The 26,108-nt window shown below is 61.8% G+C and carries 24 protein-coding genes; 3 read left to right on the top strand and 21 right to left on the bottom strand.

All coding sequences use genetic code 11. The features are described from left to right. Window positions 1-187 precede the first annotated feature (187 nt). From gspD to HX783_RS16540, 12 genes are all read right to left on the bottom strand, one after another. Window positions 188-2,311 (bottom strand): type II secretion system secretin GspD, encoded by a 2,124-nt coding sequence (gene gspD, locus HX783_RS16595; protein WP_177017578.1) that lies wholly within the window; start codon window positions 2,309-2,311, stop codon window positions 188-190. 5 nt (window positions 2,312-2,316) lie between these two features. Further along, complete coding sequence (locus tag HX783_RS16590; protein WP_177017577.1) at window positions 2,317-2,835, bottom strand: general secretion pathway protein GspN; 519 nt, start codon at window positions 2,833-2,835, stop codon at window positions 2,317-2,319. Further along, window positions 2,832-3,431: a type II secretion system protein GspM gene (gene gspM / locus HX783_RS16585; protein ID WP_159957989.1), complete on the bottom strand. Its 600-nt coding sequence runs from the start codon at window positions 3,429-3,431 to the stop codon at window positions 2,832-2,834. Before gspM ends, HX783_RS16590 begins: the two co-directional genes overlap by 4 nt. Further along, a complete protein-coding gene (locus tag HX783_RS16580) occupies window positions 3,406-4,398 on the bottom strand; it encodes a PilN domain-containing protein (protein ID WP_177017576.1) in 993 nt (330 codons plus the stop codon). The genes gspM and HX783_RS16580 overlap by 26 nt, the downstream gene beginning before the upstream one ends. Then, on the bottom strand, window positions 4,395-5,096 hold the full coding sequence (locus tag HX783_RS16575; RefSeq protein WP_177017575.1) for a general secretion pathway protein GspK: 702 nt from the start codon (window positions 5,094-5,096) through the stop codon (window positions 4,395-4,397). The genes HX783_RS16580 and HX783_RS16575 overlap by 4 nt, the downstream gene beginning before the upstream one ends. Next, the gene (locus HX783_RS16570) at window positions 5,093-5,701 is read right to left on the bottom strand and encodes a prepilin-type N-terminal cleavage/methylation domain-containing protein (RefSeq protein ID WP_177017574.1); all 609 of its coding nucleotides are present in this window, start codon (window positions 5,699-5,701) and stop codon (window positions 5,093-5,095) included. Before HX783_RS16570 ends, HX783_RS16575 begins: the two co-directional genes overlap by 4 nt. Then, the gene (locus tag HX783_RS16565) at window positions 5,698-6,030 is read right to left on the bottom strand and encodes a type II secretion system protein (protein ID WP_177017573.1); all 333 of its coding nucleotides are present in this window, start codon (window positions 6,028-6,030) and stop codon (window positions 5,698-5,700) included. The genes HX783_RS16570 and HX783_RS16565 overlap by 4 nt, the downstream gene beginning before the upstream one ends. After that, window positions 6,027-6,452 (bottom strand): prepilin-type N-terminal cleavage/methylation domain-containing protein, encoded by a 426-nt coding sequence (locus HX783_RS16560; protein ID WP_177017572.1) that lies wholly within the window; start codon window positions 6,450-6,452, stop codon window positions 6,027-6,029. Before HX783_RS16560 ends, HX783_RS16565 begins: the two co-directional genes overlap by 4 nt. A gap of 7 nt (window positions 6,453-6,459) precedes the next feature. After that, window positions 6,460-6,885 (bottom strand): type II secretion system major pseudopilin GspG, encoded by a 426-nt coding sequence (gene gspG, locus HX783_RS16555; RefSeq protein ID WP_177017571.1) that lies wholly within the window; start codon window positions 6,883-6,885, stop codon window positions 6,460-6,462. Window positions 6,886-6,905: 20 nt separating this feature from the next. Beyond that, on the bottom strand, window positions 6,906-8,102 hold the full coding sequence (gspF, locus tag HX783_RS16550; RefSeq protein WP_177017570.1) for a type II secretion system inner membrane protein GspF: 1,197 nt from the start codon (window positions 8,100-8,102) through the stop codon (window positions 6,906-6,908). After that, window positions 8,099-9,796, bottom strand: a complete 1,698-nt coding sequence (gspE, locus tag HX783_RS16545) for a type II secretion system ATPase GspE (RefSeq protein ID WP_177017569.1) — start codon at window positions 9,794-9,796, stop codon at window positions 8,099-8,101. The genes gspF and gspE overlap by 4 nt, the downstream gene beginning before the upstream one ends. Window positions 9,797-10,059: 263 nt before the next feature. After that, window positions 10,060-11,100, bottom strand: a complete 1,041-nt coding sequence (locus tag HX783_RS16540) for a LacI family DNA-binding transcriptional regulator (RefSeq protein WP_177017568.1) — start codon at window positions 11,098-11,100, stop codon at window positions 10,060-10,062. Between the two features lie 206 nt (window positions 11,101-11,306). Here HX783_RS16540 and HX783_RS16535 point away from each other — a divergent pair, with 206 nt between their 5' ends. Both HX783_RS16535 and HX783_RS16530 read left to right on the top strand, forming a co-directional pair. Then, window positions 11,307-13,499: a TonB-dependent receptor gene (locus HX783_RS16535; protein WP_177017567.1), complete on the top strand. Its 2,193-nt coding sequence runs from the start codon at window positions 11,307-11,309 to the stop codon at window positions 13,497-13,499. Window positions 13,500-13,501: 2 nt separating this feature from the next. Next, window positions 13,502-14,833: an LLM class flavin-dependent oxidoreductase gene (locus HX783_RS16530; RefSeq protein WP_177017566.1), complete on the top strand. Its 1,332-nt coding sequence runs from the start codon at window positions 13,502-13,504 to the stop codon at window positions 14,831-14,833. 272 nt (window positions 14,834-15,105) lie between these two features. On the opposite strand, the gene fecE is transcribed toward HX783_RS16530, so the two are convergent. The 6 genes from fecE to HX783_RS16500 all read right to left on the bottom strand — a co-directional run bounded on the left by fecE (window position 15,106) and on the right by HX783_RS16500 (window position 23,900). Then, on the bottom strand, window positions 15,106-15,897 hold the full coding sequence (gene fecE / locus HX783_RS16525) for a Fe(3+) dicitrate ABC transporter ATP-binding protein FecE (RefSeq protein ID WP_177017565.1): 792 nt from the start codon (window positions 15,895-15,897) through the stop codon (window positions 15,106-15,108). 4 nt (window positions 15,898-15,901) lie between these two features. Then, window positions 15,902-16,870 (bottom strand): iron ABC transporter permease, encoded by a 969-nt coding sequence (locus HX783_RS16520; protein WP_159958015.1) that lies wholly within the window; start codon window positions 16,868-16,870, stop codon window positions 15,902-15,904. Further along, window positions 16,867-17,856 (bottom strand): iron-dicitrate ABC transporter permease FecC, encoded by a 990-nt coding sequence (gene fecC, locus HX783_RS16515; protein ID WP_177017564.1) that lies wholly within the window; start codon window positions 17,854-17,856, stop codon window positions 16,867-16,869. Before fecC ends, HX783_RS16520 begins: the two co-directional genes overlap by 4 nt. A gap of 2 nt (window positions 17,857-17,858) precedes the next feature. Next, window positions 17,859-18,773, bottom strand: coding sequence for a Fe(3+) dicitrate ABC transporter substrate-binding protein FecB (locus tag HX783_RS16510; RefSeq protein ID WP_371317692.1), 915 nt, complete (start codon window positions 18,771-18,773; stop codon window positions 17,859-17,861). 306 nt (window positions 18,774-19,079) lie between these two features. Next, window positions 19,080-21,479: a TonB-dependent receptor gene (locus HX783_RS16505; protein ID WP_177017562.1), complete on the bottom strand. Its 2,400-nt coding sequence runs from the start codon at window positions 21,477-21,479 to the stop codon at window positions 19,080-19,082. Window positions 21,480-23,204: 1,725 nt separating this feature from the next. Further along, entirely contained in the window at window positions 23,205-23,900 is a 696-nt protein-coding gene (locus HX783_RS16500) for a zeta toxin family protein (RefSeq protein ID WP_177017561.1), read from the bottom strand. A 302-nt stretch (window positions 23,901-24,202) separates the two neighbouring features. On the opposite strand from HX783_RS16500, the gene HX783_RS16495 reads away from it, so the two are divergent. Beyond that, on the top strand, window positions 24,203-24,370 hold the full coding sequence (locus HX783_RS16495; protein ID WP_177017560.1) for a hypothetical protein: 168 nt from the start codon (window positions 24,203-24,205) through the stop codon (window positions 24,368-24,370). 131 nt (window positions 24,371-24,501) lie between these two features. On the opposite strand, the gene HX783_RS16490 is transcribed toward HX783_RS16495, so the two are convergent. The 3 genes from HX783_RS16490 to HX783_RS16480 all read right to left on the bottom strand — a co-directional run bounded on the left by HX783_RS16490 (window position 24,502) and on the right by HX783_RS16480 (window position 26,028). Then, window positions 24,502-24,912, bottom strand: a complete 411-nt coding sequence (locus HX783_RS16490; protein WP_177017559.1) for a VOC family protein — start codon at window positions 24,910-24,912, stop codon at window positions 24,502-24,504. A 234-nt stretch (window positions 24,913-25,146) separates the two neighbouring features. Further along, the gene (locus tag HX783_RS16485) at window positions 25,147-25,620 is read right to left on the bottom strand and encodes a hypothetical protein (protein ID WP_177017558.1); all 474 of its coding nucleotides are present in this window, start codon (window positions 25,618-25,620) and stop codon (window positions 25,147-25,149) included. An 81-nt stretch (window positions 25,621-25,701) separates the two neighbouring features. Continuing rightward, the gene (locus HX783_RS16480; protein WP_177017557.1) at window positions 25,702-26,028 is read right to left on the bottom strand and encodes a DUF2388 domain-containing protein; all 327 of its coding nucleotides are present in this window, start codon (window positions 26,026-26,028) and stop codon (window positions 25,702-25,704) included. Between the last annotated feature and the right edge of the window lie 80 nt (window positions 26,029-26,108).

The following is a 26,108-nucleotide window of genomic DNA, read 5'->3' as shown; positions in this document are numbered from 1 at the left end:
CATACCGGCGAGGACTTTTTGGTTACTTTTTGGTCCCTCAAAAAGTGACCCGCTGTAAGAGCGGAACCCTAAGCCGCCATTACCGCAGCAATGGATATGTACTCGTACTAATCCACCCTCCTGATAGGCCCAAAGACCGCCATCGCAGGCAAGCCAGCTCCCACATTGCCTACCTCATTCCTCCACTTCATCTAGCCGGCCGCAGCAACTGCATCTGCTGCCGATAATCATCCGTCACCTGCCGCGCCTGGCTGCTGCTGGTAATCACCCGAGGCGTAATCAACACAATCAATTCAGTGCGGTCCTTGGACTTGCTGGTGCTGCCAAACAACCACCGCAACCCCGGAATCTTGCCCAAATACGGCACCGCACTGACACTCTCAACATTGTCCTGCTTGATCAACCCACCCAATAAAACAGTCTGCCCACTCTGCACCGCCACCTGCGTCGACACCGACCGCGTCGAGATCCGCGGATTCACCGGCGTATCACTCGTGCCAGTTTGGTTCTCGGCATCACTGACCTGCTGCTGAATATCCATATACACCAACCCCCCCGGATTAATGCGCGGCACCACATCCAGAATCACCCCCGTCTGCACATACTCAACACTGCTCAACGTAGTATCCGAAACCCCGGTATTCACCGTGGTCTGACTGATGGGAATGTTATCCCCCACCTGAATCTGCGCGGGCTGATTATTCATCACCACCAACGACGGTGCCGACAACACCTGAGTGCGCCCATTGGTCTCCAACGCATGCAACGCGACCTGCAAATTGGCGCTGACAAACGAATAAAACAACGAATCCGACGCCCCCAACCCCGCCCCGCCACTGCCCAACGCGCCCTGGCTGCCGGACGCGTTCGCCACCGTCTTGCTGCCGGAATTCCCCGCCAGGCGCCCCAGATACCACTGCACCCCAAGGTCCAGCTCGCCGGTCAGCTTGACCTCCAGAATGCGCGTCTCGATCTGCACCTGAAGCGGCGGATTATCCAGGCGCTTGATCGCCGCCTCGATCTCTTTCCACTGCGCCGGACGTGTGCGCACCAGCAGTTGGTTACTGCTTTTCTGCGCTGTAATACGCGTCCCGGCCTCAAGGCTATTATCCGGCACGGTCGACCTATCTTCCGGCGCCTGCTCAGGTTCATCGGAGGGCGGCGGCGCATCTTGCAACCCACCGGAATTGTGGTTGGGCGACGACAACGTAGCAGTGCGCAACCCCGGCGCAACCTTCGCCGGCGCGTCGTCCTTGATCGCCTCATTGCCATAGATCTGCCGCAGGTACTTGGCCAGGTCCGAGGCTTTCATGTTGCGCACGTCATAGACGTACATTTGCGGCTCATTACCGCCGCCCTCGTCGATGGTGCGGATCCAGTCACCGACTTCGCTGAGGTACTGCGGTTGTGAAGAAATGGCCACAACCGAGTTAGTCCGTTCGATAGGCAAAAACCGCAGCATCCCGGCCAACGGCATGCCGCTGTCCGGGCCGAACATGCCTTGCAGCTCGGGCATCAACTCGGCCACCGACGCGCGCTGCAGGCCGAATACGCCGACCGACATGCCCTTGAGCCAGTCCACATCAAAGGTGTCGATGGTCTCCTGATAGTTGGCCAGTTCCTCCGGGGTGCCGGCCAGGCTGAGGATATTGCGCGCCGGGTCGACCAGCAAAAATGCGTTCTCGCGGGCAAACGGCTTGAGCAGTTTTTGCATCTCGGTGGCGGAGATATAGCGCAGTGGAAACAGTCGCGCCGACAGGCCGCTGGACGGCGCGGCCACGTGCATCTGCGGCACCAGCTTGCCCGCCACTGCCTGGTCGGCCGGCAGGATGACGTAGCGCTGGCCCTGGCGGATCATCGCGTTGTCGGTCCACGACAACAGGGTTTCCAGAATCGACAGCGCTTGCTGTTTGTCCACCGGTTTGGAGGTGGAGAAGCTGACGTTGCCCTTCACGCCCTGGGCGATGCTGTAGTTTTCGTGCAGCAGGTCGCCCATCACGCTGTTGATCACCGCCTCGATGGGCTGGTCGGCGAAATTGAACACGATGTCGCCGCCCGCCTCTTTCGCGCTCGGTGCTGCGGCGGGCTGGCGCACGAACTGCTGGTTGCCACGAATCACCTGGCGTTGCGGCGCCGATGTGGCGGCAGGCTGGGGGTTTTCAGGCGCAGGCGCCTCACTCGGCGGGCGCTGCGAACCGGTGCCCTGCATGGCTTCGTGCAGCAGATCGTCGTCCGGGTCGAGGCGATCGGGGAAGACGCCACAGCCGCCCAGTGCGAGGGCGGTGGCCAGGCAAAACGTTGAGGTGCGCATGTCGATCAAGGGAGTGGCTCGCGGGGAAGAGTAATCGGGGTCCGGGTGGACGGCGGCGGCAGGCGCTTGGCGTAGAGGCTCAAGGTGTGCGTGCGGCCGTCCAGGGCGAAACGGGCGTATTGCGGCGTGAGGTGTTCCAGGCGCCAGCCGTTGGGCAGCGTCTGGCCGAGGCGCACGGTCAAGGGGCGACCATCGGCCTGTTTGAGCATGGCCATTTGCAGGTTGCCGGTGATCATGATGCCGCTCAGGGTGAGGTTGGCCAGCCCCGTGACCCGGGCTTTGCCGACCACGCTATCGGGGCTGCGATCCGGGCTGAACAGCGGCGCCTGCCAGGTGGCGGCGAGGCTTTCCAACGTCACGTTCGGTGCTGCGTGCACGCTGGCCGACGGCTGCGCGCGGGTGGCCGGTGCGGGCAGCCACTGCGGTTCGTCGCCGAGGCTGCTGAGGATGACCGCCATCAGCACACCGAGTAACCCGGCGAGGCTCAGCAAGCCCCATTCCAAGGGGCGCAATGCACTGATCATCGCGCCACCTGCGGTTGCAGATAGCCGCGCACCAGCAGGTGCACCTGGAGTTTTCCCGCACCGCCCGTGGCCGGTGCCTGCTGGCCACGGCGGATACGCAGCTCATCCACAAACAGAAACGGCGGCTGGTATTCCAGCTCATGCAGCACCGCCTCCAGAGGCTCGATGGCGCAGTCGAGCGTGAGGCTGACCTTGACCTGGCGATACGGCTCGCCCTCGTCCTGTTCCGGGGTGATCGGCTTGCGCTGGGTCAGGCTGCAGCCACCGCCCAGGTTGGCGTGGCTGTTAATCAGGTCGGCAAGGCGCTGCATCAGGTCGGCGGCCACCACGTCAGGGTCATCGCCGGGCAACAGGCTGGTGCTGCTGGCCGGGTCTTGTTGCGCCAGCAGCAGTTGCTGGCGCAGCGCATCGCCCTGGCGCACCACGCCGGCGTAGCGTTGCTGCTGCTCGCGCAATTGCTCGGCCTGCTCGCCCATGTCACGCAAAGGGCCGGCGAACCAGCTGTCGATCAACAGCCAGTAAGCCGCGCCGACGACCACGGCCAGCAACAGCAAGGCCGCCCCGCGACGTTCACGGGGTGTGAGGGGTCGGCGCATCGGCGGCCTCCTGGCGTAGGTGGGCACGCAGGGCAAACTGGTCCTTGCCGGTACGTGCATCGGGTTGAATCACCCCTTCGAACTGGGCGTTTTCCAGGCTGTGGCAGCCTTTGATGCGGGTGATCAGCGCACTGGCCTTGGCGCTTTGCCCGGCGAAAGAAATCTCGCCGTCCTTGACGTCCAACTGGTCCAGCCAGGTGTCGGCGGGCAGGCACGTGGTGAGGTCGTTGAGCAATGCGGCCAGGGGCGGTTGCGCGAGTTTGCGCCGGGTTAAATACTGCGCTGCGCCACGGGTGTTGAGCAGTTGCTGGCGCAGCGCGTGCACCTCGGCGACCTGGGCTTTTTGCTGCTGCACGCTGGCGTGCATGGCGTCGAGCACGCGCTGGCGGTCGTTGAGCCACAGCAACATCGCCGCAATCAGCAAGGCGCCGCACAGCCACGGCAAGCTGCGTTGCAGGCCCTTGCCGGTCGGGCGTTGACGCGGGCGCAGGGGCGCGGGGAGCAAGTCGATGCCCATGTGGTTCACATCCACGCGATGGGGATGCACGCCGAGGGCGGCGCAGTCGATGAGGATCTGGTCCAGCTGTTCGCGCAGGATCGCCACCAGTGTGACCTGCACATGCGTGGCCGTACGCTGCTGCTGGCGCGCGACGAAATACAGCTGGTCCGCCTCGAAAGGCGTGTAGCGACCCAGCTCGTAACCGACCACGGCGGTCAGGTTGCGTGCAGCGGCCAGCGGCAATTGCACGGTTTGCAGCAGCACGGCATCGGGCGCGAGCATCAGTACCTGGCGCGTGCTGCCGGGTGCGACGGGCGCTGTCAAAGGCCAGTGATAGACCTGCTCAGGCGGCTCGTGCAGCGCCAGCCAAGTCGGCACACAGGCGCGCAATTCCGCGAGCCACAGGCGCCAGCCTTGTTGCAGCAGGCTGCCGCGCCAGTGCCGGGCGATGGGTTCGAGTCGATTCATTCTTGCCAACGCAGCACCCGGTAGGGTTGCGCGCTGTCCTCCGTGGGGCTCAGTAAAACGGTGATTTGCAGGCGTGCGTGATAGCCGCCGGGGCGTTGTGCGCGGCTGTCGACCACCAGCACAACGCCTGGGTCGGCGCCTTCGGCGTTCTGGCGCGGCAGGTTCAGCGCCTTGCGCATCAGTGGGCTGGCGAAGGCCGGATCAGGCCGATCGAGGTCACTCCACAAGGTGATTTCCGGCAGCAACTGGCTGTACAGCGCCTGCGTCATGCCGGGCAATTGGCGCACTTCTTCCAGCACCCGAAACGGCGGCAGGCCCTGCTTGCGGCGCGCCTCAAGCGCTTTGACCAATTGGTCGGCCTGGCCCGGGGTGGCGCCACAGGCCAGGGCCAGGCGCATAAAGTCATCCGCCTCGGCGTTGATCAGGTACAGCTTGCCGCGCTCGCTGCGCAGGCTGACGTGCAATTGCGCGTCGTCGAAGGTCAGCGGTATGTCACGGCCGTCGGCGATCCAGTGCCGATCGGCCATGGCCAGGGCAATGCCGGCTTCGGCGGCCAGCACGGTCTGGGTGTGCTGGCGCAGCCACAGCGCCTGGCGGCTTTCCAGCTGCACCCAACCGGCCAGGCCGCCAAGCAACACGCTGAGCAAGGCCAGTGCCCACAGCACCAGCAACAGGGCCGCGCCGCGTTGGCGCTTCATTCTTCTTGCGCTCCGCTGGCAAGGTTCAGGCGCAGGGCGATCACCTGGGTGACCCAAGGCACAGGGCCGTCGAGGGCGGCAGCGATGCGCACCGCTGACGGCAGTCGCCGCGGCCACGGCCATTCACCCATCCAGCCTGTGACTTGGCCGAGGGGCGAGACGCCGCGATAACTGAAGTGTAAATCCCCGACGTTTTTCAGCAGTACTTGCGGCTCACTGCGGGCGACATTGGTGTGGGATTCCAACTGCGAAAACGCCACCTGCAACGCCTGCTCGCGGCGTTGCAGGGTGAACCGCTGAATCCCGCCACCGAGCACACCCGGCAAGGTCGCCACGAACTGCAAGCGCTCGGGTGTGCCGACAAAAAAACCCTCGGTTTGGCTGTCGTCTTCGGTGACATTCAATGGCAGCGCTTCGCTGATCGCCGTGCGCAAAAACTGCTGCGCGGCGCGCATTTCATCCAGGCTCGCGGTATACCGCTGGGCCTTGGCCACCGCGCGATTGGCGCCCAGCAATGCGCCGCCCACCAGCACCAGCAACATCGACAGCAGGCTCAACACCACAAGGATTTCCAGCAAGGTGAAGCCCTGCTCGCGGCGCTTCACAGCCGGGCCTTCAAGGTACTGAAACGGGCCTGGTGCGGCCCTTCGCTGACGGTCAGGTCAAGCCGAAACACCTGAGCCTGTTGCCGGGTGCTGGTCAGTTGCCAGTGGATGCCGTCCAGATTGCCCTGGCTGACACCCTCGGCCAGCGGCCCCGCCGCTTCCTGATCCAGCACGGTCAGCGCCGCATGGGTAAGGCGGTCGCGATGGGCCACTTGCGACAGTGAGCGTGCGCTTTGGCCGAAAGCCACAAGCAATACCGTGCTGCACACCGCCATCAAGGTCAGCGCGGCGAGCATTTCGAGCAGGGTAAACCCCGCCTGGCGCTTCATGGCAGCGCCTTGGACTGCACGCTGCCGGTCAGCCAGCCGACGTCAATGCGCCAACGCCGCGCGCCATTGGCCAACAGCAGGTTGCCGCCGGTGGAGCTGCCGTCGGGGTAGAACTCGATGGCGGAGCCGGACTGCTCGGCGGTGTGCAATGTGACGTGCAGCTCGGGCGGCCAGCTTTGCTGCGCGCGGCCCGGTGCCTGGAACGTCATCTTGTTGAGATCAAATTCAGTCCGCGCCGCCGCGCCATTGATCACCGCCCCGGCCCGTGTGGTGCGCAGCGCGTCGACCAGTTGCCCGACCGCGCGGCGCTCTTTGGCCACCTGCAAACCTTGGCGTACGCCCAGGCCGAGTAACCCGGCGGCGACGCCGATCAACAGGATGACCACCAGCATCTCCAGCAGAGTGAAGCCGCGCTGGCTCATGCGCCGGTTATTCCCAATTGCCCAGGTCGGCGCTGTAGCCGTCGCCACCCGGTTGGCCGTCCTGGCCGTAGAAAATCAAGTCAAAGGCGCCGTGTTCTCCTGGGTAGCGGTAGCCGAACGCGTGGCCGAACGGGTCTTTAAGGTCCGAGGGTTTGGCATACGGGCCGGCCCAGCTGGACGCGTTGGCGGGCTTGTCCACCAGTTGCTGCAGGCTGTTGGGCGGCGCGCCGACGTCAAGCGCATAGCTGTCGATTTTCATGCTCAGGCCGGCCAGCTGCGCCTTGCCTGCGCCGTATTTGCCCTTGTCCACATTGCCGCCGACCTGGCGCACCACGATGGTTGCGACAATGCCCAGCAGCACGATCACAGCGAGCATTTCCAGCAGGGTGAAACCGCGTTGGCGGCGTGCTGATCGGCAATTAAAGCGTCTCATCTGTGTGGCTCCTTGAAGGTTCATATATTGCTGGTCAGGCTCATCAGCGGCAGCATGATCGCCAGCATGATCACCGCCACCAGCACGGCCATGACCACAGTCAGGGACGGCACCAGCGCGGCGAGCAGGCGCTCGATGCCACGCTTGGCTTCGACGTCGAACACGTCGGCGACCTTGAGCAGCATGCTGTCGAGTTCACCGGCCTGTTCGCCGACTTCAATCATTTGCAGGGCCAAATCCGGCAGCAGCGGTTGCGCGCCAAACGCGCTGGCGAGGGTGCCGCCGCCTTTGACTGCCTCCGCCGCGTCCGCCACTTGGGCTTGCAGCGCGCGGTTGGTGCAGACCTGGCGGGCGATGACCAGCGCTGGCAGGAGTGCCACGCCGTTGCTGAGCAAGATGCCGAGGGTGCGCGTCAGGCGCGCCGCTTCAACCCGTTGCAGCAGCGGGCCGATCACGCGAATGCCGAGCAGGCGGCGGTCATATCGCTGCCGACGCAGCGGGTCGCGCAGGCGCACCGCCGCCATCCAGCTGGCTGCGATCATTACGGCCAACACCACCAGCCCATAGGCGCCGAGGAACTGGCCCAGTGCGAGAATCACTTCGGTGATCAGCGGGATCGGTACGCCCAAGTCCTGGAAAATCGGCACGAATTGCGGCACCACGTACGCGAGCAACAGCGCCAACGAGCCAAGTACGCCAACCACCAGAAACGCCGGGTAGATCAGTGCATTGATCACTTCACCGCGCAGTAATTGGCTGCGCTCCAGGTAGTCGCTGAGTTGGCGCAACGTGCTTTCCAGGGCGCCACCGGCCTCACCGGCGCGCACCATGCTCAGGTACAGCGGCGAGAAGTTGTCGCCCTCCTCTTCCAGTGCTGCGGATAACGGCTTGCCTGCCTTGACGTGGTCGCGGATGCGCTCGATCAGCGCCCGCACCTGTGGTTGGCCGGGCTGCTTGAGCAGCAGGCCCAGCGCGCGCTCCAGCGGCTGGCCGGCGCCCAGCAAGGTGGCCATCTGCTGGGTAAAACTCACCAGCGCCGCGCCCTTCAACTGCCCGCGCGCGTTGCGCAACAAAGGGCTGGCCGCCGTATCGATGTGCAACAGCAGCCAGCCGCGTTGCTGCAGCGCGGCAATGGCGGCGGCCTGGTCCTGGGCTTGCAGCGTGCCGTTGTGGGCCACGCCCTGGCTGTCCAGCGCGCGGTACTTGAACAAGCTCACGCGCCGTCTCCACGGGTGACGCGCAGCACTTCTTCCAATGAGGTAACGCCCGCCAGCGCCTGGCGCAAACCCTCTTCATGCAAGGTGCGCAAACCGGCGCGGCGCGCGGCCTGTTCCAACGTGGCAGCGTCGGCGTGGCGCATCAGCAGGCTGCGCAGTTCGTCGTTCATCACCAGTAGTTCGGTGATTGCACTGCGGCCGTGGTAACTGCCGGTGTAGAGCATGATCGGGCGCTGGTCGGTCAAGCGATCCAGGCCATGTTCCTCGATCAACTCCGCTGGCGCTGCAAACGCCACGCGCGTCGCCGGGTCCAGGCGTCGCACCAGGCGCTGGGCGAGAATGCCGCTGACCGTCGAGGCGATCAGGTAGCTTTCCACGCCCATGTCCAGCAGCCGCGTGATGCTGGCGGCGGCGCTGTTGGTGTGCAGGGTGGAGAGCACGAGGTGGCCGGTGAGTGAGGATTGGATGGCGATACGGCAGGTTTCCAGGTCGCGGATTTCGCCGACCATGATCACGTCCGGGTCCTGGCGCACGATGGAGCGCAGCGCGCCGGCGAAGTCCAGGCCGATAGCCGGTTTGACCTGGATCTGGTTGATGCCTTCGAGCTGGTATTCCACCGGGTCTTCGACGGTGATGATCTTGCGCTCGGCGGTGTTGAGCCGCGACAAGGCGGTGTAGAGCGTGGTGGTTTTGCCCGAGCCGGTGGGCCCGGTGACCAGCAGGATGCCGTGCGGGCGCTCGAGCAGGTCGAGGAACGCGGCCAGGCGCTGGCCGTCGAAGCCCAGGCTCGGGAAGTCGAACTGCACGGTTTGCCGGTCGAGCAGGCGCATTACCACCGACTCACCAAAGCTGGTCGGAACGGTGGACACGCGCAAATCGAGTTCCTTGCCCTGGATACGCAGCATGATCCGCCCGTCCTGCGGCAGGCGCCGTTCGGCGATGTCCAGGCGCGCCATGATCTTCACTCGCGAGATGACTGCCGCCGACGAACTGGCCGGTGGCGCTTCGGCGTCGTGCAGCACGCCGTCGACGCGGTAGCGCACCTTGAGCTGGTTTTCGAAGGGTTCGATATGGATGTCCGACGCGCGCTGTTCCACTGCGCGCTGCAGGATCAGGTTGACCAGGCGAATCACCGGCGCCTCGGAAGCCATGTCCTTGAGGTGTTCGATGTCTTCCAGCGCGCCGCCCTGCTCATCGAGGTTTTCGATCAGGGTGCCCATGGCGGAGCGGCCCTGGCCGTAATAGCGCTCGATCAGCGTGTCGACTTCAGTGCGCGGGCCGATGGCCAGCCACACCGGCACCTGGCAGGCGTAGGCCAGGGCCTGGAAGGGATAAAGCTGCGCGGGGTTGGCCGCCAATACGCGCAGGCCACCTTGGGCCCAGCCCATCGGCACCACTTGGTAGTGCCGCATAAAGCGCTCGGTGAGTGCGGGCAACGGGTCGAGCAACGGCGGCGCCGCATCTGCCAGCAGCAGCGGCGCGCCGAGCAGCTCAGCCCAGGCACGGGCCAGTTCGATTTCCGAGACCAGGCCCAGGCGCGTGAGCAGGCCAAGCAGGTCGCTGCCGTCGGTGCTCAAGCGCCGGGCGCGCTCCAGGTCGACCGGTTTGAGCCCGGCGTGCCGCGTCAGCCACGCGCACACGGAGTCGGTGTGCGGGATCTGCAGATGGCAGGCATCGATGGGCGGTGACGACATAAGGTGAGGTGTCTAATTGCGAGTAAGTATGGCCATTTGGAACTACTGAACACTGGGATAACAGTGCCATTAGTTCGCCACGCCGCAGTCGGAGTTAACTGGGTTAATCGACTGGAAGTTGTAAATCTAGTTCCTGAAAACGGGAAACAAACTGAAATGAATAGCCACTGGCTGTCCCGGAATTCCGGTACAGCCCTTGATTTAAAGCCTTAGCAGCAGCAGGCCGGATTTGACTAGTCGCAATTAGCCACTTCGCTAGTTATTCAAGTGCTCTCACGCTTAATCAAACGGCAGTCCAAAAGATTCAGGCGTACAACTTCATCTTCAACCGGCAACACCCCCAAACTTTCAAGTACGCGCGTGGCGGCTAATACACCTATTTCCAGGGCCGGCGGTTTTATCGTGCTGAGACTCGGCAAGAGCATTTCAGCAAACGGGTAATCACCAAACCCGAGCACGGCGCAGTCTTGCGGAATCTTCAGCCCGGCGCGCTGCCCCGCCAGCAAACCACCGGCGGCCAGGTTGTCATTGGCGAAGAAGATCGCATCGGGCGGCATGGCGTGGCTCATCAGCGCCTGCATCGCCTGCTTGCCGGCTTCGAAAGGCGCGAGCTCGGCATCCGGGGCAAACACCCAGGGTTGCAGGCCCAATTCGGTCAGGGTCGCGGCATAACCGTCGCGCCGCTCCAGTGCGCTGAAGTCGCCCGGGGCGCTGTTCTGCACGAAGGCGATGCGCCGATAGCCCTGGGCATGCAGGTAGCGTGCGGCGCTGACACCCACGTCGTAGTGGGAGAAGCCAATCTGCAGCGGCTCGCGTTCGGGCACGTAATCCCAGGTTTCCACCACCGGGATGTCCGCCTCGGCGATCATCTTTTCCGTACCGGCGCTGTGGAAGCGGCTGGTTAGTACCAAGGCGGCCGGTGACCAACCGAGGAACGCGCGCACCGCGCTTTCTTCCTGCTCGGCGCTGAAGTAGCTGGAGGCCAACAGCAGCTGATAGCCATGGCGGCTGAGGGTGTCGCTGAAGCCCTGGATGGTGTTGGCAAAGATCGGCCCGGAGATATTCGGAATCACCATCGCCACGATCCGCCCCCGCGCCGAGGCCAACCCTCCGGCCACCAGGTTCGGCACGTAACCCAACTCGGCCACCACCGCGGCAATGCGCTCGCGACGTTCGGGCGAGACCTGCTCCGGCTGGTTGAAGTAGCGCGACACGGTAATCGCCGACACCCCGGCTTCGCGCGCCACGGTGTTGAGGGTGACGCGCCCGGCGCCACGGCGTTTGCGCGGTTTTTCTTCGCTCAAGGGACGATCCTGTTAAACACCAAAAGGAATATAGGACTAATTTTTTAGTATTTGACGCTCTAAACCAGACCTACCAATAATGCCGATGTTAGCGCTAACAAAGCGCTTTGTCTGCTACTCGCTCGAGCGAATGCCCAAGACACGACACAGGCGCTGACGGTCGCAGAACCGCAGCGGTTCAGGGCATTTTTTCGAGCGGGCACAGCATGCGCAATTTTCCACGTCACACTCACTTATTGATTCTTGCCGGCCTGACCGCACTTCCGGTGCCGGGCGTATTTGCCGCCGACGAACAGGAACCCACGCTCAAGTCCGTGACGGTCACGGCGACCCGGCGCGAAGAGTCGCTGCAAAAAGTCCCGGTGGCGGTTTCGGTACTCGACGGCGAACAGCTCGAGCGCGACAACCGCAACGGCGTGGCGAGCATCGTGCAGCAAGTGCCGTCGCTGAACTTTCGTACCGGCGCATCGAACAAAGACACCTCGTTGTTCGTGCGCGGCGTGGGCACCATTTCCACCTCCCCCGGCGTGGAGCCGACCGTGGCCACGGTGATCGACGGCGTGGTCTATGCGCGCCCAGGCCAGGCCACCCTCGACCTGCTGGACCTGGAGCGCATCGAAGTGCTGCGCGGCCCGCAAGGTACGTTGTTCGGCAAGAACGCCTCGGCCGGTGTGCTGAATATCACCAGTAAGGCGCCGACTGCCGAGACCCACGGCTATATCGACCAGTCGTACTACAGCGGCAATGAAAGCCGCACGCGTTTCGGCATTGGCGGCAGCCTGGTGCCGGATGTGCTCAAGGGCTCGATCAGCACGCTGTTCGGCAGTTACGACGGTAATGTGGATAACAAAAACAACGGCCAGGAGGTCAACGGCTACAACCACAAGGGCATTCGCGGCAAGCTGGAATTCACCCCCAACGACGAGGTGAAACTGACCCTGATCGCCGACTATATGCAGGCCCACGACGACGGCCCGAACGGTGTGGTGAGCAAGTCGCTGACGCCTGCGTTTGCCAACGCGCTGAGCCCGGTGCGTGCGTCCAGCGACAACCGCGATATCAACACCGACACCCGCAGCCATGTCGAAGACACCAACAAGGGGCTGTCGGCGCAGTTGGACTGGAACCTGGGCGACTACACCCTGACCTCGATCACTGCCTGGCGCGGCTGGGACAACACCCAGTACCAGGACGGCGACCGCCTCGGCACCGTCACCGCCGCGTTCCCCGGCACCGCCGACAAGGGCGATCTGGCCTTCGATCAATATTCCCAGGAACTGCGCCTGGCCTCGCCCAAGGGTGAGTTCCTGGAGTACGTCGGCGGCCTGTTCTACATGCACGGCAAGGACAAAGAGACCTACCAGCGCACACTCACGACCACCACACGCACCGACCGTGGCATCGCCGACTACAGCACCACCAGCGACAGCTACGCGGCATTCGGCGAAACCACGCTGAACTTCACCTCACGTTTTCGCGGCATCGCCGGCCTGCGGTATACCCACGACGACTTGAAATACGATCACCGCCGCGTCTCCACCTCCGCGACCACGGTCAGCGGCATTCAGCCGGCCACCAGCAGCTCTGGTTCGGTGGACGAGGACGGCTGGTCCGGGCGGCTCGGCGTGCAATACGACATCAGCGACAGCGTCACCAGCTACCTGACTTATTCACGTGGCTACAAGGGCCCGGCGTACAACGTGTTTTTCAACATGCAGCCACGTGACACCGACGCGCTCAAACCGGAAACCTCCAACACCTGGGAAGCCGGGATCAAGGCCACCAGTTGGAACAATCGCCTGACCACCAACCTCGCGGTGTTCCACAGCGAGTACGACAACTACCAGGCCAATTTTTTCGACACCGTCGCCGGCCAGGTGGTGACGCGCCTGATCAACGCCGGCAGCGTCAGCACCGAAGGCGTCGAGCTGGATTACGCCCTGCAGGCCACCCAGCAACTCAAGCTTTCCGGCGCTCTGGCTTACACCCATGCGCGCATCGATGAATTCGCCTGCCCGGCCGGTGCGGCGGCTACATGCAACGTGAATGGCAAACCGCTGCCGTTCAGCCCCGACTGGAAAAGCTACGTGCGCGCCGATTACAGCATCCCACTGGATAACGGCCTGGATATCGAATTGGGCACCGACTACAGCTGGCAAAGCGAAGTGCAGTACGACATCAGCCAGAACGTCGACACCAAACAAGGCGCCTATGGCATCTGGAACGCCAGCGTAGCCCTGGCCGATTACAGCAATGGCTGGCGCGTGGCGCTGCTGGCGAAGAACCTCGCCGACAAGTCCTATTCGCCACTGCTGGCCAGCGGTGGCAACTACATCTACCGCGCCGTGCCTCGTGACGATGAGCGTTACTTCGGCGTGCAACTGCGCAAGGATTTCTAAGCATGAGCCGTCACCTGACACTCGGCGCCTTTCTCATGGCCACCGGGCACCACGTCGCCGCCTGGCGCCACGCGGATGTACCGGCGAATGCCGGGCTGGATTTCGCCCAGTACAAGCGCCTGGCGCAGATCGCCGAGGCGGCCAGGTTCGACGCGCTGTTCGTGGCCGACAGCATTGCGGCCGCCACGGGTGAGATCGCCAGCCAAATGGCGCGTTCGGATCATTTTGAACCGCTGACATTGCTCTCGGCGCTCAGCGCGGTGACTGACCACATCGGCCTGATTGCGACGGCGACCACCTCCTACAACGAGCCGTATCATGTGGCGCGCAAATTTGCCTCGCTGGATCACCTGTCCGGCGGGCGCGCGGGCTGGAACCTGGTGACCTCGGACAATGCTGCCGAGGCGCAGAATTTCGGCCGAGATGAACACCTCGGCCATGGCGAGCGCTACAGCCGGGCGCGGGAGTTTCATCAAGTGGTGACCGGGCTTTGGGACAGTTGGGAAGACGACGCCTTTGTGCGCGACAAGGCCAGCGGCCGCTACTACGACCCAGCGAAGCGGCATGTACTCGATCACGTCGGCGAACACTTTCGGGTCAAAGGCCCGCTGAATGTGGCGCGCTCGCCCCAAGGCCAGCCGGTGATCGTGCAGGCGGGCTCTTCCGAAGCCGGCCGCGAGCTGGCCGCGCAGACGGCCGAGGTGGTGTTTACTGCGCAGACATCGCTGGCCAATGCGCAGGCATTTTATGCCGACCTTAAGGGACGGCTGCGCCGCTATGGGCGCGAGGCCGACTCGCTGAAAATCATGCCCGGCGTGTTTGTGGTGGTGGGGCAAACCGAGGCTGAGGCGCGGGCGAAATTCGAGGTGTTTCAGGACCTGGTCGAGCCCGAGGTGGGCGTTGCCTTGCTGGGGCGCATGCTGGGCAATTTCGACCTGTCCGGCTACCCGCTGGACGGGCCGCTGCCGCAGTTGCCGTTGACCGACAGCGGGCAACGCAGCCGTCAGCAATTGCTCAGCGAATTGGCGAGCGCAGAGCACCTGACGCTGGCGCAGCTGGGGCGGCGGATTGCTGGTGGTCGCGGGCATTACAGCCTGATCGGCACGCCCACGCAGATTGCCGATGAGCTGCAACGCTGGTTTGAAAATGGCGCCGCCGATGGCTTCAATATTCTGGTGCCGCATTTGCCGGGCGGGCTTGAAGACTTCGCCCAGTGGGTGGTGCCCGAGCTGCAGCGGCGCGGTCTGTTTCGGACCGAATACAGCGGCCGCACGCTCCGCGAAAACCTTGGTCTGGCGCGCCCGGAGAATCGTTTCAAGGCGGTGCAGGCATGAAAATCCCGGCATTGTTATTGGCGCTGTTGGCCCAAGGCGATTGAGGTCAAGAAGGCCGTGTGGAGTGTTGAAACCCACTGAGATCAAAAGTGTGGGAGCGGGCTTGCTCGCGAAAGCGGTGTGTCAGTCACAGGATGCATTAACTGACACGCCCTCTTCGCGAGCAAGCCCGCTCCCACATTTTTGCCTGCATTTCACATCAAGTCATACAGGGTATGGCGATCAATAGCGGGCTGAACGCGGGCAAGCCAGCGCCCACATTTTGAATGGCGTCAGGCGTGAGGTCGGGTGCTTTTCTCTACCAGGCACATCGGCGTGCCGGCTACCGGTTCCTGCATGATCTGCACTTGCACATCAAACACCTGGCGCATCAGTTCGGCGTTGATCACTTGGGCAGGCGCGCCGTCGGCGACCAGCTTGCCGGCGTGCATCACCGCCAGGTGGTCGGCGTAGCGGCAGGCCTGGTTGATGTCGTGCAGCACGGTGATCACGGTCTTGCCTTCGGCGGCAAGCTCGCCCATCAGGTCGAGCAGTTCGACCTGGTGGCTGATGTCGAGGTAGGTGGTGGGTTCGTCGAGCAGTACCACCGGCGCGTTCTGCGCCAGCACCATGGCCAGCCAGGCGCGTTGGCGCTGGCCACCGGACAGGTCCGCCAAGGCACGGTCGGCCAGGGTGTCCAGTTCCAGGCGCTGCATGGCTTGGGTCACGTGGGCCTGGTCGTTGCCGCTCAGGCGCCCCCACAGCGAGTTATGCGGGCTGCGGCCATAGGCGACCAATTGGCGCACGCTGACGCCTTCCGGCACTGGCAACACCTGGGGCAGAAACGCGATCTGCCGCGCCAGTTCGCGCGCGGACAGGCTGGCGTAGGCATGGCCATCCAGGGTCAATGCGCCCTGGGTCGGCTTGAGGATGCGCGCGAAGGCCTTGAGCAAGGTGGACTTGCCGCAACCGTTCGGCCCGATCAACGCAGTGACCTTGCCTGCGGGCGGCGCAAACGACAAGCCTTGCACGATGCGCGTGGCGCCGTAGCCGATGTCGAGTTGATGTGCGTTTAGAATGCTCATGTCATCAGCCCTTGAACCGTGCCAGCAACCAAAGAAAATACGGCGCGCCAATCACCGCCGTCAGAACCCCTGCAGGTATTTCGCTGGGCGCGATCAACGTGCGCCCGAGGGTATCGGCCAGCACCAGCAACAGCGCGCCGATCAGCATCGCCGCCGGCAGCAGGTACTGGTGATGCCCGCCGACCAGCCGCCGCGCCATGTGCGGCGCGACCAGGCCGATAAAGCCAATCGGCCCGATCACCCCGACGCCGAGGCTGGTGAGCACCACCGCGCAGGCCATCGCCAACCAGCGCGTGCGGCTCAGCGCGGTGCCCAGGCTGTGGGCGGCCTCGTCGCCGAGGGCGATCAGGTTCAGCGGTTTGGCCAGGCACAGGCCCAGCGGGATCAGCAACAGAAACGGCAGCACCAGCGCGACATGGTGCCAGTTACGGCTCCACAAACTGCCGGTCAGGGCGAGCAAGGCGGTGTTGATGTCCAGCGGATGGGACAGGATCAGAAACTCGGTGACGCTGGACAAGGTCACCGCAATCGCCACACCCGACAGCGCAAACCGCACCCCGGAAAAACTCACGCCGGTGTTATACAGCGCCAGCAGCAAGGCGCCACCGGCACCGCCCAGGCACGCCACCAGTGGCAGCCAGGCAATCGGCAGGTGCGGCCAACTGATGATCGCCACAGTCAGCGCCAACCCTGCGCCTTGAGTAACGCCGAGAATTTCCGGCGAGGCCAAAGGGTTGCGAATCACACCTTGGACAATCGCCCCGGCAAGGCCGAACGCGCAGCCGGCGAGGATCGCAATGAGGCTGCGTGGCAAGCGGTGGTTCCAGACTTCGAAGTCGAGGGCGTTGTGGGCCAGCAGGCGCTCCAGCACCGTATCCGGCGTGAGCCACAGCGTGCCGGCGCTGAGACTGACGAAGGTTGCAACCAGCAGCAAACCGAGCAGCAGCCATAGGCGTAATCGTGGCTGAGTCATAACGCGCGCCTGGCGAGAAAGAGAAAGAACGGTGCGCCGATCAGTGCGGTGACCACACCGGCCGGGGTTTCCACCGGAAAGGCCACGGCGCGGCTCAGCAAGTCGGCGCCCAGCACGATCACCGCGCCCAATGCCGCGCTCAGCGGGATCAGCCAGCGGTAGTCATTGCCAAGAAACTGCCGAAGGATGTTCGGTGCGATCAGCCCGACAAACCCGATGGGGCCGACCGCGCAGACACTCGCGCCCACCAGCAGCAGACTGGCGATAAACACCTGCAGGCGCAGGCTGGCAATGCCCACGCCCAACGAGCGGGCGGCGTCTTCGCCGAGGTTGATCAGGTTCAGGCACGGCGCGCACCACAGCGCCCACAGGCCACCGATCAAGGTGCACGGCCAGAGCAATTGCACCTGGGCTGCGCCGACATTGGCCAGGGAACCGGCCAGCCAGTTCAGCACGCTTTGGGCCTGGGCTTCGACCAGAATCACCGTGAGCCGGGTCAATGCTGCGCACAAGGCGGCAACGGCCACGCCGGCCAATACCAGTCGACCTTGGGCGGTGGTCGGCGACCACGCGCCGCCAAGGCTGAACACGGTGACCCAGGCCAATGCGCCACCCACGCAGGTCATCAGCAATGCGCCACCGGCAAAGGGCGGCGCGACCAGGCCGGTCGAGAACAAAGCCAAGCCCAACGCCGCGCCCGCCGTCACGCCAAACAGCGACGGCGATGCCAGGCGGTTACGGGTAATGCCCTGCATCAACGCCCCGGCCAAGCCCAGGCAGGCACCGACCAACGCCGCGCACACCGCACGCGGCACCCGCAACTGGGCGACGATATAGGCCATGTTGCCGCCTACGCTGCCCTGGTGAACCAGGCCATTCCAGGCATCGGTTGCCGTGATAGTGAACGGTGACCAGCTGTACAACGAGAGCCAGAACAACACGGCGCCCAGCAGCACAATGCTTGCCGCCGCAAGACTGCCCCGCATGCTTATTGGCTCAGTACGGCTTTGCCGCCCTTGAGAATGGCCAGGGCGTCTTCAGCGATTTGCTCCGAGGCCAATACGCCACGGTTGCGCGCCCAGCTGTCGCCGTCGACTTCAGCTACGTGGTGGTTGCGCACCGCACCGAGCACCTGCCACAGCGGCTGCTTGCTCCAGGTGTCGACGATGCTCGGGCGGCGGTAATGCCCCACCAGCAACCAGCCCGGGTCCAGCGCGAGCAGTTGTTCCAGGCTGACGAATTCGGTGGGCGCGGCCTTGGCGCGTACCGACGGCACTTTCAAGCCGATGGCTTCGAGCACGCTGCCGGCGTAGGAGTCCGGGCCGTGTACGGAAAAACTGTCTTCGCGCGCGACGCCGAACAACACGCTGGCGCCCGTCGGAATCTGCTTGGCAATCGCCTGCAAGTGTTCGCGGTTCTGCGCGATACGTGCCTCCATCTGCGGGCTTTTGCCCAGGGCCTTGCCGATCAGCTCGGCGGATTTGAGGCTGCCCTGGTAATCCTCGCCGCGTGACGGCAACAGCAAGGTGGGCGCGATGCTCGACAGGTCGCCGTACAAGGCCTGGTGGCGATTGAGGTCGGCGACGATCAGGTCCGGCTTGAGCCGGGCGATTTCCTCGATGCTCGGTTGTGAGCGCAGGCCCACGGATTTCCATTCGCCGATGGCCTGGCGTACTCGCGGCAGTACACGGTTGGCGTCGCCATCGTCGGCGGCGCCGACCGGGGTTACGTCCACGGCGGCAAGGCTGTCGAGAAAGGAGAACTCCAGCACGACCACGCGCTTGGGCGCATCCGGCAAGTGCACCGCATGCTGGCCGTCATTCAGGTCGATAGGAGCAGCGCTTAGTACGCTTGAAGAAAATGCCAGGAGGCAGGCGGCAAGGGTCGGGATGGAGCGCAGCATTCGCATGACAAGGACCTCGGCGTTGGAACACCCCGGCTAGACAGGCTGGGGAAAACGGCGGGTACTATTCCATATCGGGGCGATGCAATCAAAAAACATTCTTATTAACGCTGTGTTCATTTACAGCGGTTGCTGTGGCAAGTAGCTTTCTTGTGGCGAGCGGGCTTGCCCCGCGTTGGGGTGCGTAGCAGCCCCGATACAGTCACCGGGGTCTTTCAGGGCGCGCTCGATTGCCTGGATTGGGGCTGCTGCGCAGCCCAGCGGGAGCAAGCTCCCTCGCCACAAAAAGCCGATCAACAACAGGCGCTAGAAATCGACGGTGGCTGAAAGCAGGTAGGTGCGCGGCGTTGACAGGGTCAACCCCGGTTCGCTGTCATCCGAGGCCCCGGCCGAGCTCCAGTAGCGTTTATCGGCGACGTTCTCGACATTGGCGCGCAGGGTGATGTGCTTGTCGTCGACTTTGAAGGCGTAGCGTGCGCCGACGTCGATACGGTTCCAGGCGTCGATTTGCTTGACGTTGGACTGATCCAGGTACTGCGAGCTGGAGTAGATACCGCGGCTGGTCAGGGTCAAGCCTTCCAGCGTCGGCACGTCCCACTCGGCGCCCAGGTTGACGTTGTACTTGGGCGTGGCCGGTGCGCGGTTGCCGTCGTAGGTGCCGTTGGTGGTATGGGTCAGTTCGCTGTCGATGTACATCACGCCGCCGAGCAGGCGGAAGCCCTTGAGCGGTTCGCCGAACACACTCAGCTCCACCCCGTCGTTCTGACGTTTGCCATTGGGCCCGAACACCCGCGTGGTGGCGTTGGTTTCATAGGCTGGCTGCTTGATACGGAACACGGCGGCGGTGACGGCAAAGGCGCCGGCGTCATATTTGGCGCCCACTTCGACCTGACGGCTGATAAAGGGCGGGAAGATTTCATCTTCGTTGATCGACGTGGAAGGCGCGATTTTGCCCTGGCTCAAGCCTTCCATGTAGTTGGCATACAGCGACAACGTGTCGGTGGCTTTGAAGAGGATGCCGCCCGATGGCGAGATTTTCTCCTCATTGTAGGCGGTGTCGCCTTTGACGTTGTCGGTCCAGTCATCCACCTTCACCCGCTGCCAGCGCGCGCCAAGGGTCAGCAGCAGGCGGTCGTCGAAGAAACCCAGGGTGTCGGACAGTGCCACACCGCTGAACTTATTCTCTGTATAGACCCTGGAGTCGAAGCGCGTCGGCCGCGACGGCGTTGGCGTTTGCACCGGGTTGTAGAGGTTACTCGGCGCCGCCGCATAGCGCGCGCCGCCATTTTCAAAGTCCATATAGAAGTAGCTGGCCGCCAGGTTGAGTTCATGGCTGACGGGCCCGGTGTGGAACCAGCTGCGTACGCCGGCCGTGGCGGTGCGCACGTTTTCGTCGCGGGTGAAATCACGCGGCTGTACGCTGAAGTCCCCGGCGTTGTTGGTGACGGACACCGCGTGGCGCAGGAAATCGTGATTGCTTTTACGCGCGCCGACACCGCCGTAGAGCATCACGCTGTCACTGAGGTCGAACTCGCCGTTTACGGTGCCGAACGTGTCGTTGGTGCTGGCTTTGCTCCAGGATTGCGCGTAGTTGCGGCGCACATCGTTGGCACTCGGCACCCTGGCATTCGGGCCGACTTGGACGCGCTCCTGCGGGGCGTCGGTGTCACGTTCGGTGTGGCCGAAGTCAGTGGAAAGGCGCAGGCGCTCGCCACGAAAATCCAGGCCCAGCACGGCCATCTCGCGGTCGACACTCTGGTGGTCCCACTCGGTGTCGCCGGACTGTTTCACGCCGTTGAAACGGATGCCGAATTTGTTGTCCTCACCAAAACGCCGGCCCACATCCACCGCCCCACCCGCCTGGCTGCCGGAGGCCCAGGTGCCGGTAAACGAGTTGATGTCTTTGTCGGTGGCGCGCTTGGGCACCACGTTGATGCCGCCACCGACGCTGCCGCGCGGTGAGATGCCATTGATCAACTGGCTCGGGCCTTTGAGGATGTCGACGCGCTCGGCCATTTCCATGTCGATGGTGTACGTCGGCAACACGCCGTACAGGCCGTTGTAGGCCACATCACTGTTGAACAGGCTGAAGCCGCGAATGGTGAACTGCTCATAACGCCCACCGGCCGGGTTGGTGGCGCGCACGGACGGGTCGCTGGCGATCAGGTCGCCAAGGGTGCGCGCCTGCTGGTTCTTCACCGCTTCCTCGGTGTAGGTGGTCATGCTGAACGGCGTTTCCATGAAGTCCCGCGAGCCGAGCAGGCCTTGCGAACCCCGGCGCGCCACCTGGCCTCCGGCGTAGGTATCGCCGCCCTCGAGCGCATTGGTGGCGACGATAGACGTCGGCGCCAATTGCAGGCTGCTGCCTTCCGGCACCGGCACCAGCATGTAGGCCTGATCACCCATCGGCTGCAATTGCAGGCCGGAGCCTTGCAGCAAACGGGCAAAGCCCTCCTCGACGCCGTATTCACCCGCCAGGCCATTACTGTTGCGACCGCTGACCAGCGCCGGGTCGATCGATAAATTGACACCGCAAAGCCCGGCAAACCGAGTCAACGCCGCGCTCAGGCTACCGGCCGGCACTTGATAGCTGCGACGAGCACCGTTGTCTTCGGCATAGCTGACGGGGATGAATAAGGGACTGGCGCTGAGGCTCAGCATCAGGCTCAAGTTCAGCAACGGGCGCAAGGGTGAGGCGGCGGGCATGGGCGGAGGCTCTCGATTTAATTCACTTGCCTGGAATGACAGGCGAGGTGAAAAAAAGGGACAGGCTTCGAGAGTTTTTTCCACCGAAGACGTAGTACTGAGCCACGACCATTGATGTTTTTCGAGCCGTGAGGTTTTGCGCAGGCATGAAAAAGCCCAACCTTTTCAGGTTGGGCTTGATCAAGAATATGGTCGGGACGGAGTGATTCGAACACTCGACCCCTAGCACCCCATGCTAGAGGCTTTATACATCTAATTTACTGTTTTATTTGGATAAAAGGTATTTTTTAACATGACAAATCATCCGTATTTTTGTGCTTACGCAAACGAAAACACGCGGTCTACAGGGGAGGTTTTGCGCCCCCTTCTCAGTTAAATATCGAGGTCCTGAATGTGCGTTACAGCTGCGCGCGATGTATAAGGTCAGAATTAACAACCAAGGAAGGCTAGGTAACTGTGCGCGAGAAACTCTTAACGGCTGCGATTTTGCTTACCCTATCCGGCACATCTGTAGAGGCAGATACCTTCACAGACCTGAATACCCCAGACAAATCAGGCTTCATGTGGGGGAACCTCTATGAACGCACCAAAGCAGCGTGTGGAACGCTCCCTCAAGACCTTGAGGACGACTATGCGAAGTCAATCCGACTGCTATCGGAGGCAAGTCCAGAATTTGCTGCCACTTATCAAGAAGGCTTGCGACCTAGTTTAAAGAAGCGGCCTGCCCGGTCTGCCCAGGAACTAGAGGAAGACTGCAATACAAATCAGTCAGCAATGAGAGTCCAAGTAAAGATCGCGAGATTCTGGTTTATGGGTTCATGGTGAGAGAGTGTGCCGGCTGCCGATGTTATTTCCGTACGTCGTACTACCGGCTATCGACGTCCAGGCCTTCCCGAGAGCTGTCCTGGCTACAGGAAATTCGAAGTGTAAAAAAACCCGCTCAGAGGCAGGGTTTTCTTCGACTACTATTTCTCAACATGTGAGGTCGCCGCCCTCTCTTTCGCCTGCCTCAAATACTCTACCTTGCAGCTTTAAATCAGTGCATCTGCCTGGCTTTCGGTGTCGAGATATGTGCGCTTATTCATGCAGCTTTCCTCGGGCTTGGGTCGCTCAACCCGAACAGGTCTCGCAACAAACGATCCGCAGTTTTATTTTTGGCATTGCCCTCGATCAGCCAACGCTGGCCATAGTCGTGAAAGGGGATCTGAGTTCGGCTGGCGTGCCAGCTGGCGACGATATCCAGCAAGTAAGCGAGCGCGGTAGGACCTGCATTGATCGAGGGTGAATATACTCGCCAAGATGTGGTGCGAGAGGCAGCCTCCGCCTACCAAGCCCTGCAGGACAAGGCCTCTCCACGGGCTGTGGCGGTTATCGAGAAGCTCGCCCGGGCAGCGGCTTAGGGAAGGCTTAGGGAGTCAGACCTGGTACTGCTCGAGGGAATCGCCGGCCTACTTGAGAAGGCCAACGCTGAAAAGCCTTGAGCCAGATGCAAAAAGCCCAGCGCGAGGCTGGGCTTAGGGGCAAAGACACGGAATTACTTAGATTTTACATTCAGGAATTCGCCAGACTTCGCTGAGCGTATTACATCCTTCTGCTCGTCAATGGCTGCGCTAGCTGCCATATGATAAACCGCTCGCCTTTCCTCCACGGACCCGTGGCGGAAAAAATCAGACATTTTCGACGAACCATGAATCTTCGTCGAAGCGTCTGCTGCCTTTTCGCCTTTCATTGGGATTCTCCGTTCAAAATACGTTCAAGCTCGTTTTGATCATAGGGCTGGCTGACAAACACGTCAATTTCGTCAGCCGAAAGGTCAATGCCGATATCCTCGTTCCCTCCATCGTTGTCTTTGATGATCACATCCACCTGCAATGCATCCTCGAATTCACGTTTCAGCGCGCACACAGACATTTTTGCTGCATAAAACTGCCTGACAAACTCAGGGCAAGGAATATTCCTGCCGTCTTTTTTCTCTCTCGCGAGAACAAACTCCCAAGCAAGCTCAGGACGCTGGTAGACGTAAATGACTTGGGCAGACCTGTTCTGTTTATCAAGGGCTCGCGAGATGTTTCGTCGCGCCACTTCGAGATTCGCAAGAGTCCCATCCAACAGGAACGATTGACGTTGCTGGTAAACCAAATCCAGGGTTCGTTCAACAAATGTTGTCACACCACGCTGGAAAAGACTGGAGTTTCGGCCCGTGTATTCAGGGAAATAGTCTCTGAAATCGTCGGGATCGATTCTTAAAGCGTTCGATCCACCAGTCTGCATCATTCCAATAAACGCCCTGGACACCTCGGTTTTACCCGCTCCTGGCGACCCAGCCATGAATACAGAGACGGGGTACTCATCGCTCGGATACGTATCCAAACACGCCAACTCCCGGACGATACGGGTTCGGTTTTGCTTTGCAAATACCACAGCGCGTTCAGAAACGGCTTGATCTTCCTGCGTCGTGGACTAGTCCTTCTAGCTAGAGGCAAAACTTTAACACCCCTTATCCCGCCGGGCATCCTGTATGGGGGTCAGTAACTACCCCGGCCCCGTAGCAGCCTCAGTCAGTCCAGGGCTCGCCGATCCGCCCTCGAACAAAGCCCGACGCTAGGCCGGGCTCTCGTTACTGCTGTGGCTAACGACTTGTTGAGATTACTGCGGCAGACCTCGAACCGTTACTGGCAGAGGAGGTCAGCGCAAGGGACAAAAAGCTTCCTGGAGCTGCACCCATGATGGGTAAGAAATCCCAAACGCTGATACTCGTCGAGATTGGGGACCATCAGCTCGCAATTACACATGCCGGCGCTGCTTACTTTGAGCGAAACAAAGCGACGATGAGCGAGATCATTGCTGCCCTCCCCATAGTGATCAATCCTGCCCACGAACGTTCAACCTAGCCAAGATTATCAAGAGGGTGCAAAAATTCGACTGAGTAAGTGCAGATCAGGGGGGCTAAGCGCTACGAGCAAATTGCAGGCATGAAAAAGCCCGCGTTGGGCGGGCTTCAAGCGAATACGGTGAGCGGCGGCTACCCCGCCAAGTCCAAATCTCCACGATGAGCGATATGTACCTTGTTGCCATCTGGATCACGTAGGTACGCACCGTAGTAACCGTCACCATAGTGGGAACGTTGGCCAGGTTCACCTTCATCGGATCCGCCCGCAAGAAGCCCAGCTGCATAGGCGCTGTCTACCGCATCTGGAGATGGTGCGGTGAAAGCCACCATGCTGCCATTTCCTGCTCCGGCTTCATTGCGGTCATAGGGGCTGTACACATAAAAACGAGGGAGAACGCTTTCTGGCTTAATCCAGCATGCCGAAGCTGGTCCGCCATCAGGCGTTACAGGCCTGCGACAGAGCCCCAGGGGGATCAGCACCGCGTCATAGAAGGTCGAGGCCTTATCAAGATCGTTTGTCCCAACGGTTACGTGACTGAACATCCTGTATTCCTACTTACGAAGGCGAGACGTTATCGTGTCATTTTGAAGGTGGGCGTGTATAGCCGTCGTCGGGTAAGTCGGGGAAGGCGAGTGTCGGCCCTCCAAATCGCAGGCAAAGAAAAGCCCGCGATGGGGAGTAGCGGGCTTAAAGGGATGATCGTTAGGAGCTGTGGTAAACATAGGCGCCCGACTGTGAAAGGGGTGTGAAAGGCAGTGGCCCCTTAGCCATGCGCATCATTTATGGAAAATTATCTGTTGTCGGTACCCGTTCTCCCCCATCGGTAAAGGGTACCTGCTTTCATCTGTCAGTGAGCGCAATCGCTGTGAGTGTGCAGATTGACTGAAAAGTACCTGGCACTCAGCGGCATCAAAAAATCGTCTGAGTAATGGAAGGACCAAATGGGTAAATGGCTTTTCAATTTTCAATGAAACCGTAATCAAATCAAGTTGGTCGGTCAGGTCTCGATACAGGTCTATGACCATTAGGCTCTCGCTCACGGCAGACGAATAGACATGAACGTCACCAGCACCAATAGGTGTGTCTTCGAAGTAGTGGTTGTACAGCTTGGCAATGTCTAGCTCGATTCCAGCAGCGCTCAAAGCGGCTTCTAAATCCGCATTGGGTGAGTGCTCGTCCCCTACCCATGAAACTAAATCGGACATTGATACGCAGATGTCGAACTCATTGGCATAGACGATGGAAGGCATTGGTGGCAGACCCGGATGATGAGTTTGGCGGTTACGCCGGAGGCAAGAATCACGACGCTGAGGATAGGTTAAAGGTCTGTATCAGTATGTAGTCGCGATAGCCTGGGCGAGCTGCATATCGGACATGAGGGGCGATCTATAGCTCAATCGGTAGTGTCGGCACGCTTGCTCAAACTGGGCGCCGCGAATCTCGCCATCCGAACCTATGTAGGCAAGGGCGTCGGTCTTGGCTGACTTGAAAACCTTCGGCGGCTCGGTCGTGAGAGATGTGGTCGCCCCAATTAAAATGGTTGGCGCGGAAATTGTGAGAAATATCGCGGCAGCGATAGGGTTGGCGCCATCACCTGATACGGCCTGCGTGCTGACCGATGCCAGTAGGGCTATCGCCAGTGTCTTCCATGACTCCATGCTTCATTGCTTCCATTGCGATCTAAGGGCGCCACCATAGCAGGGTAGTGGCTCGCCAGAAACAAGAAGCCCGACGCCGG

Source organism: Pseudomonas sp. D2002, from assembly GCF_013385735.1.
Lineage (GTDB): Bacteria > Pseudomonadota > Gammaproteobacteria > Pseudomonadales > Pseudomonadaceae > Aquipseudomonas.
The sequence above is the reverse complement of the archived record's forward strand: the minus strand, read 5'-3'. Positions and strand labels throughout refer to the sequence as shown.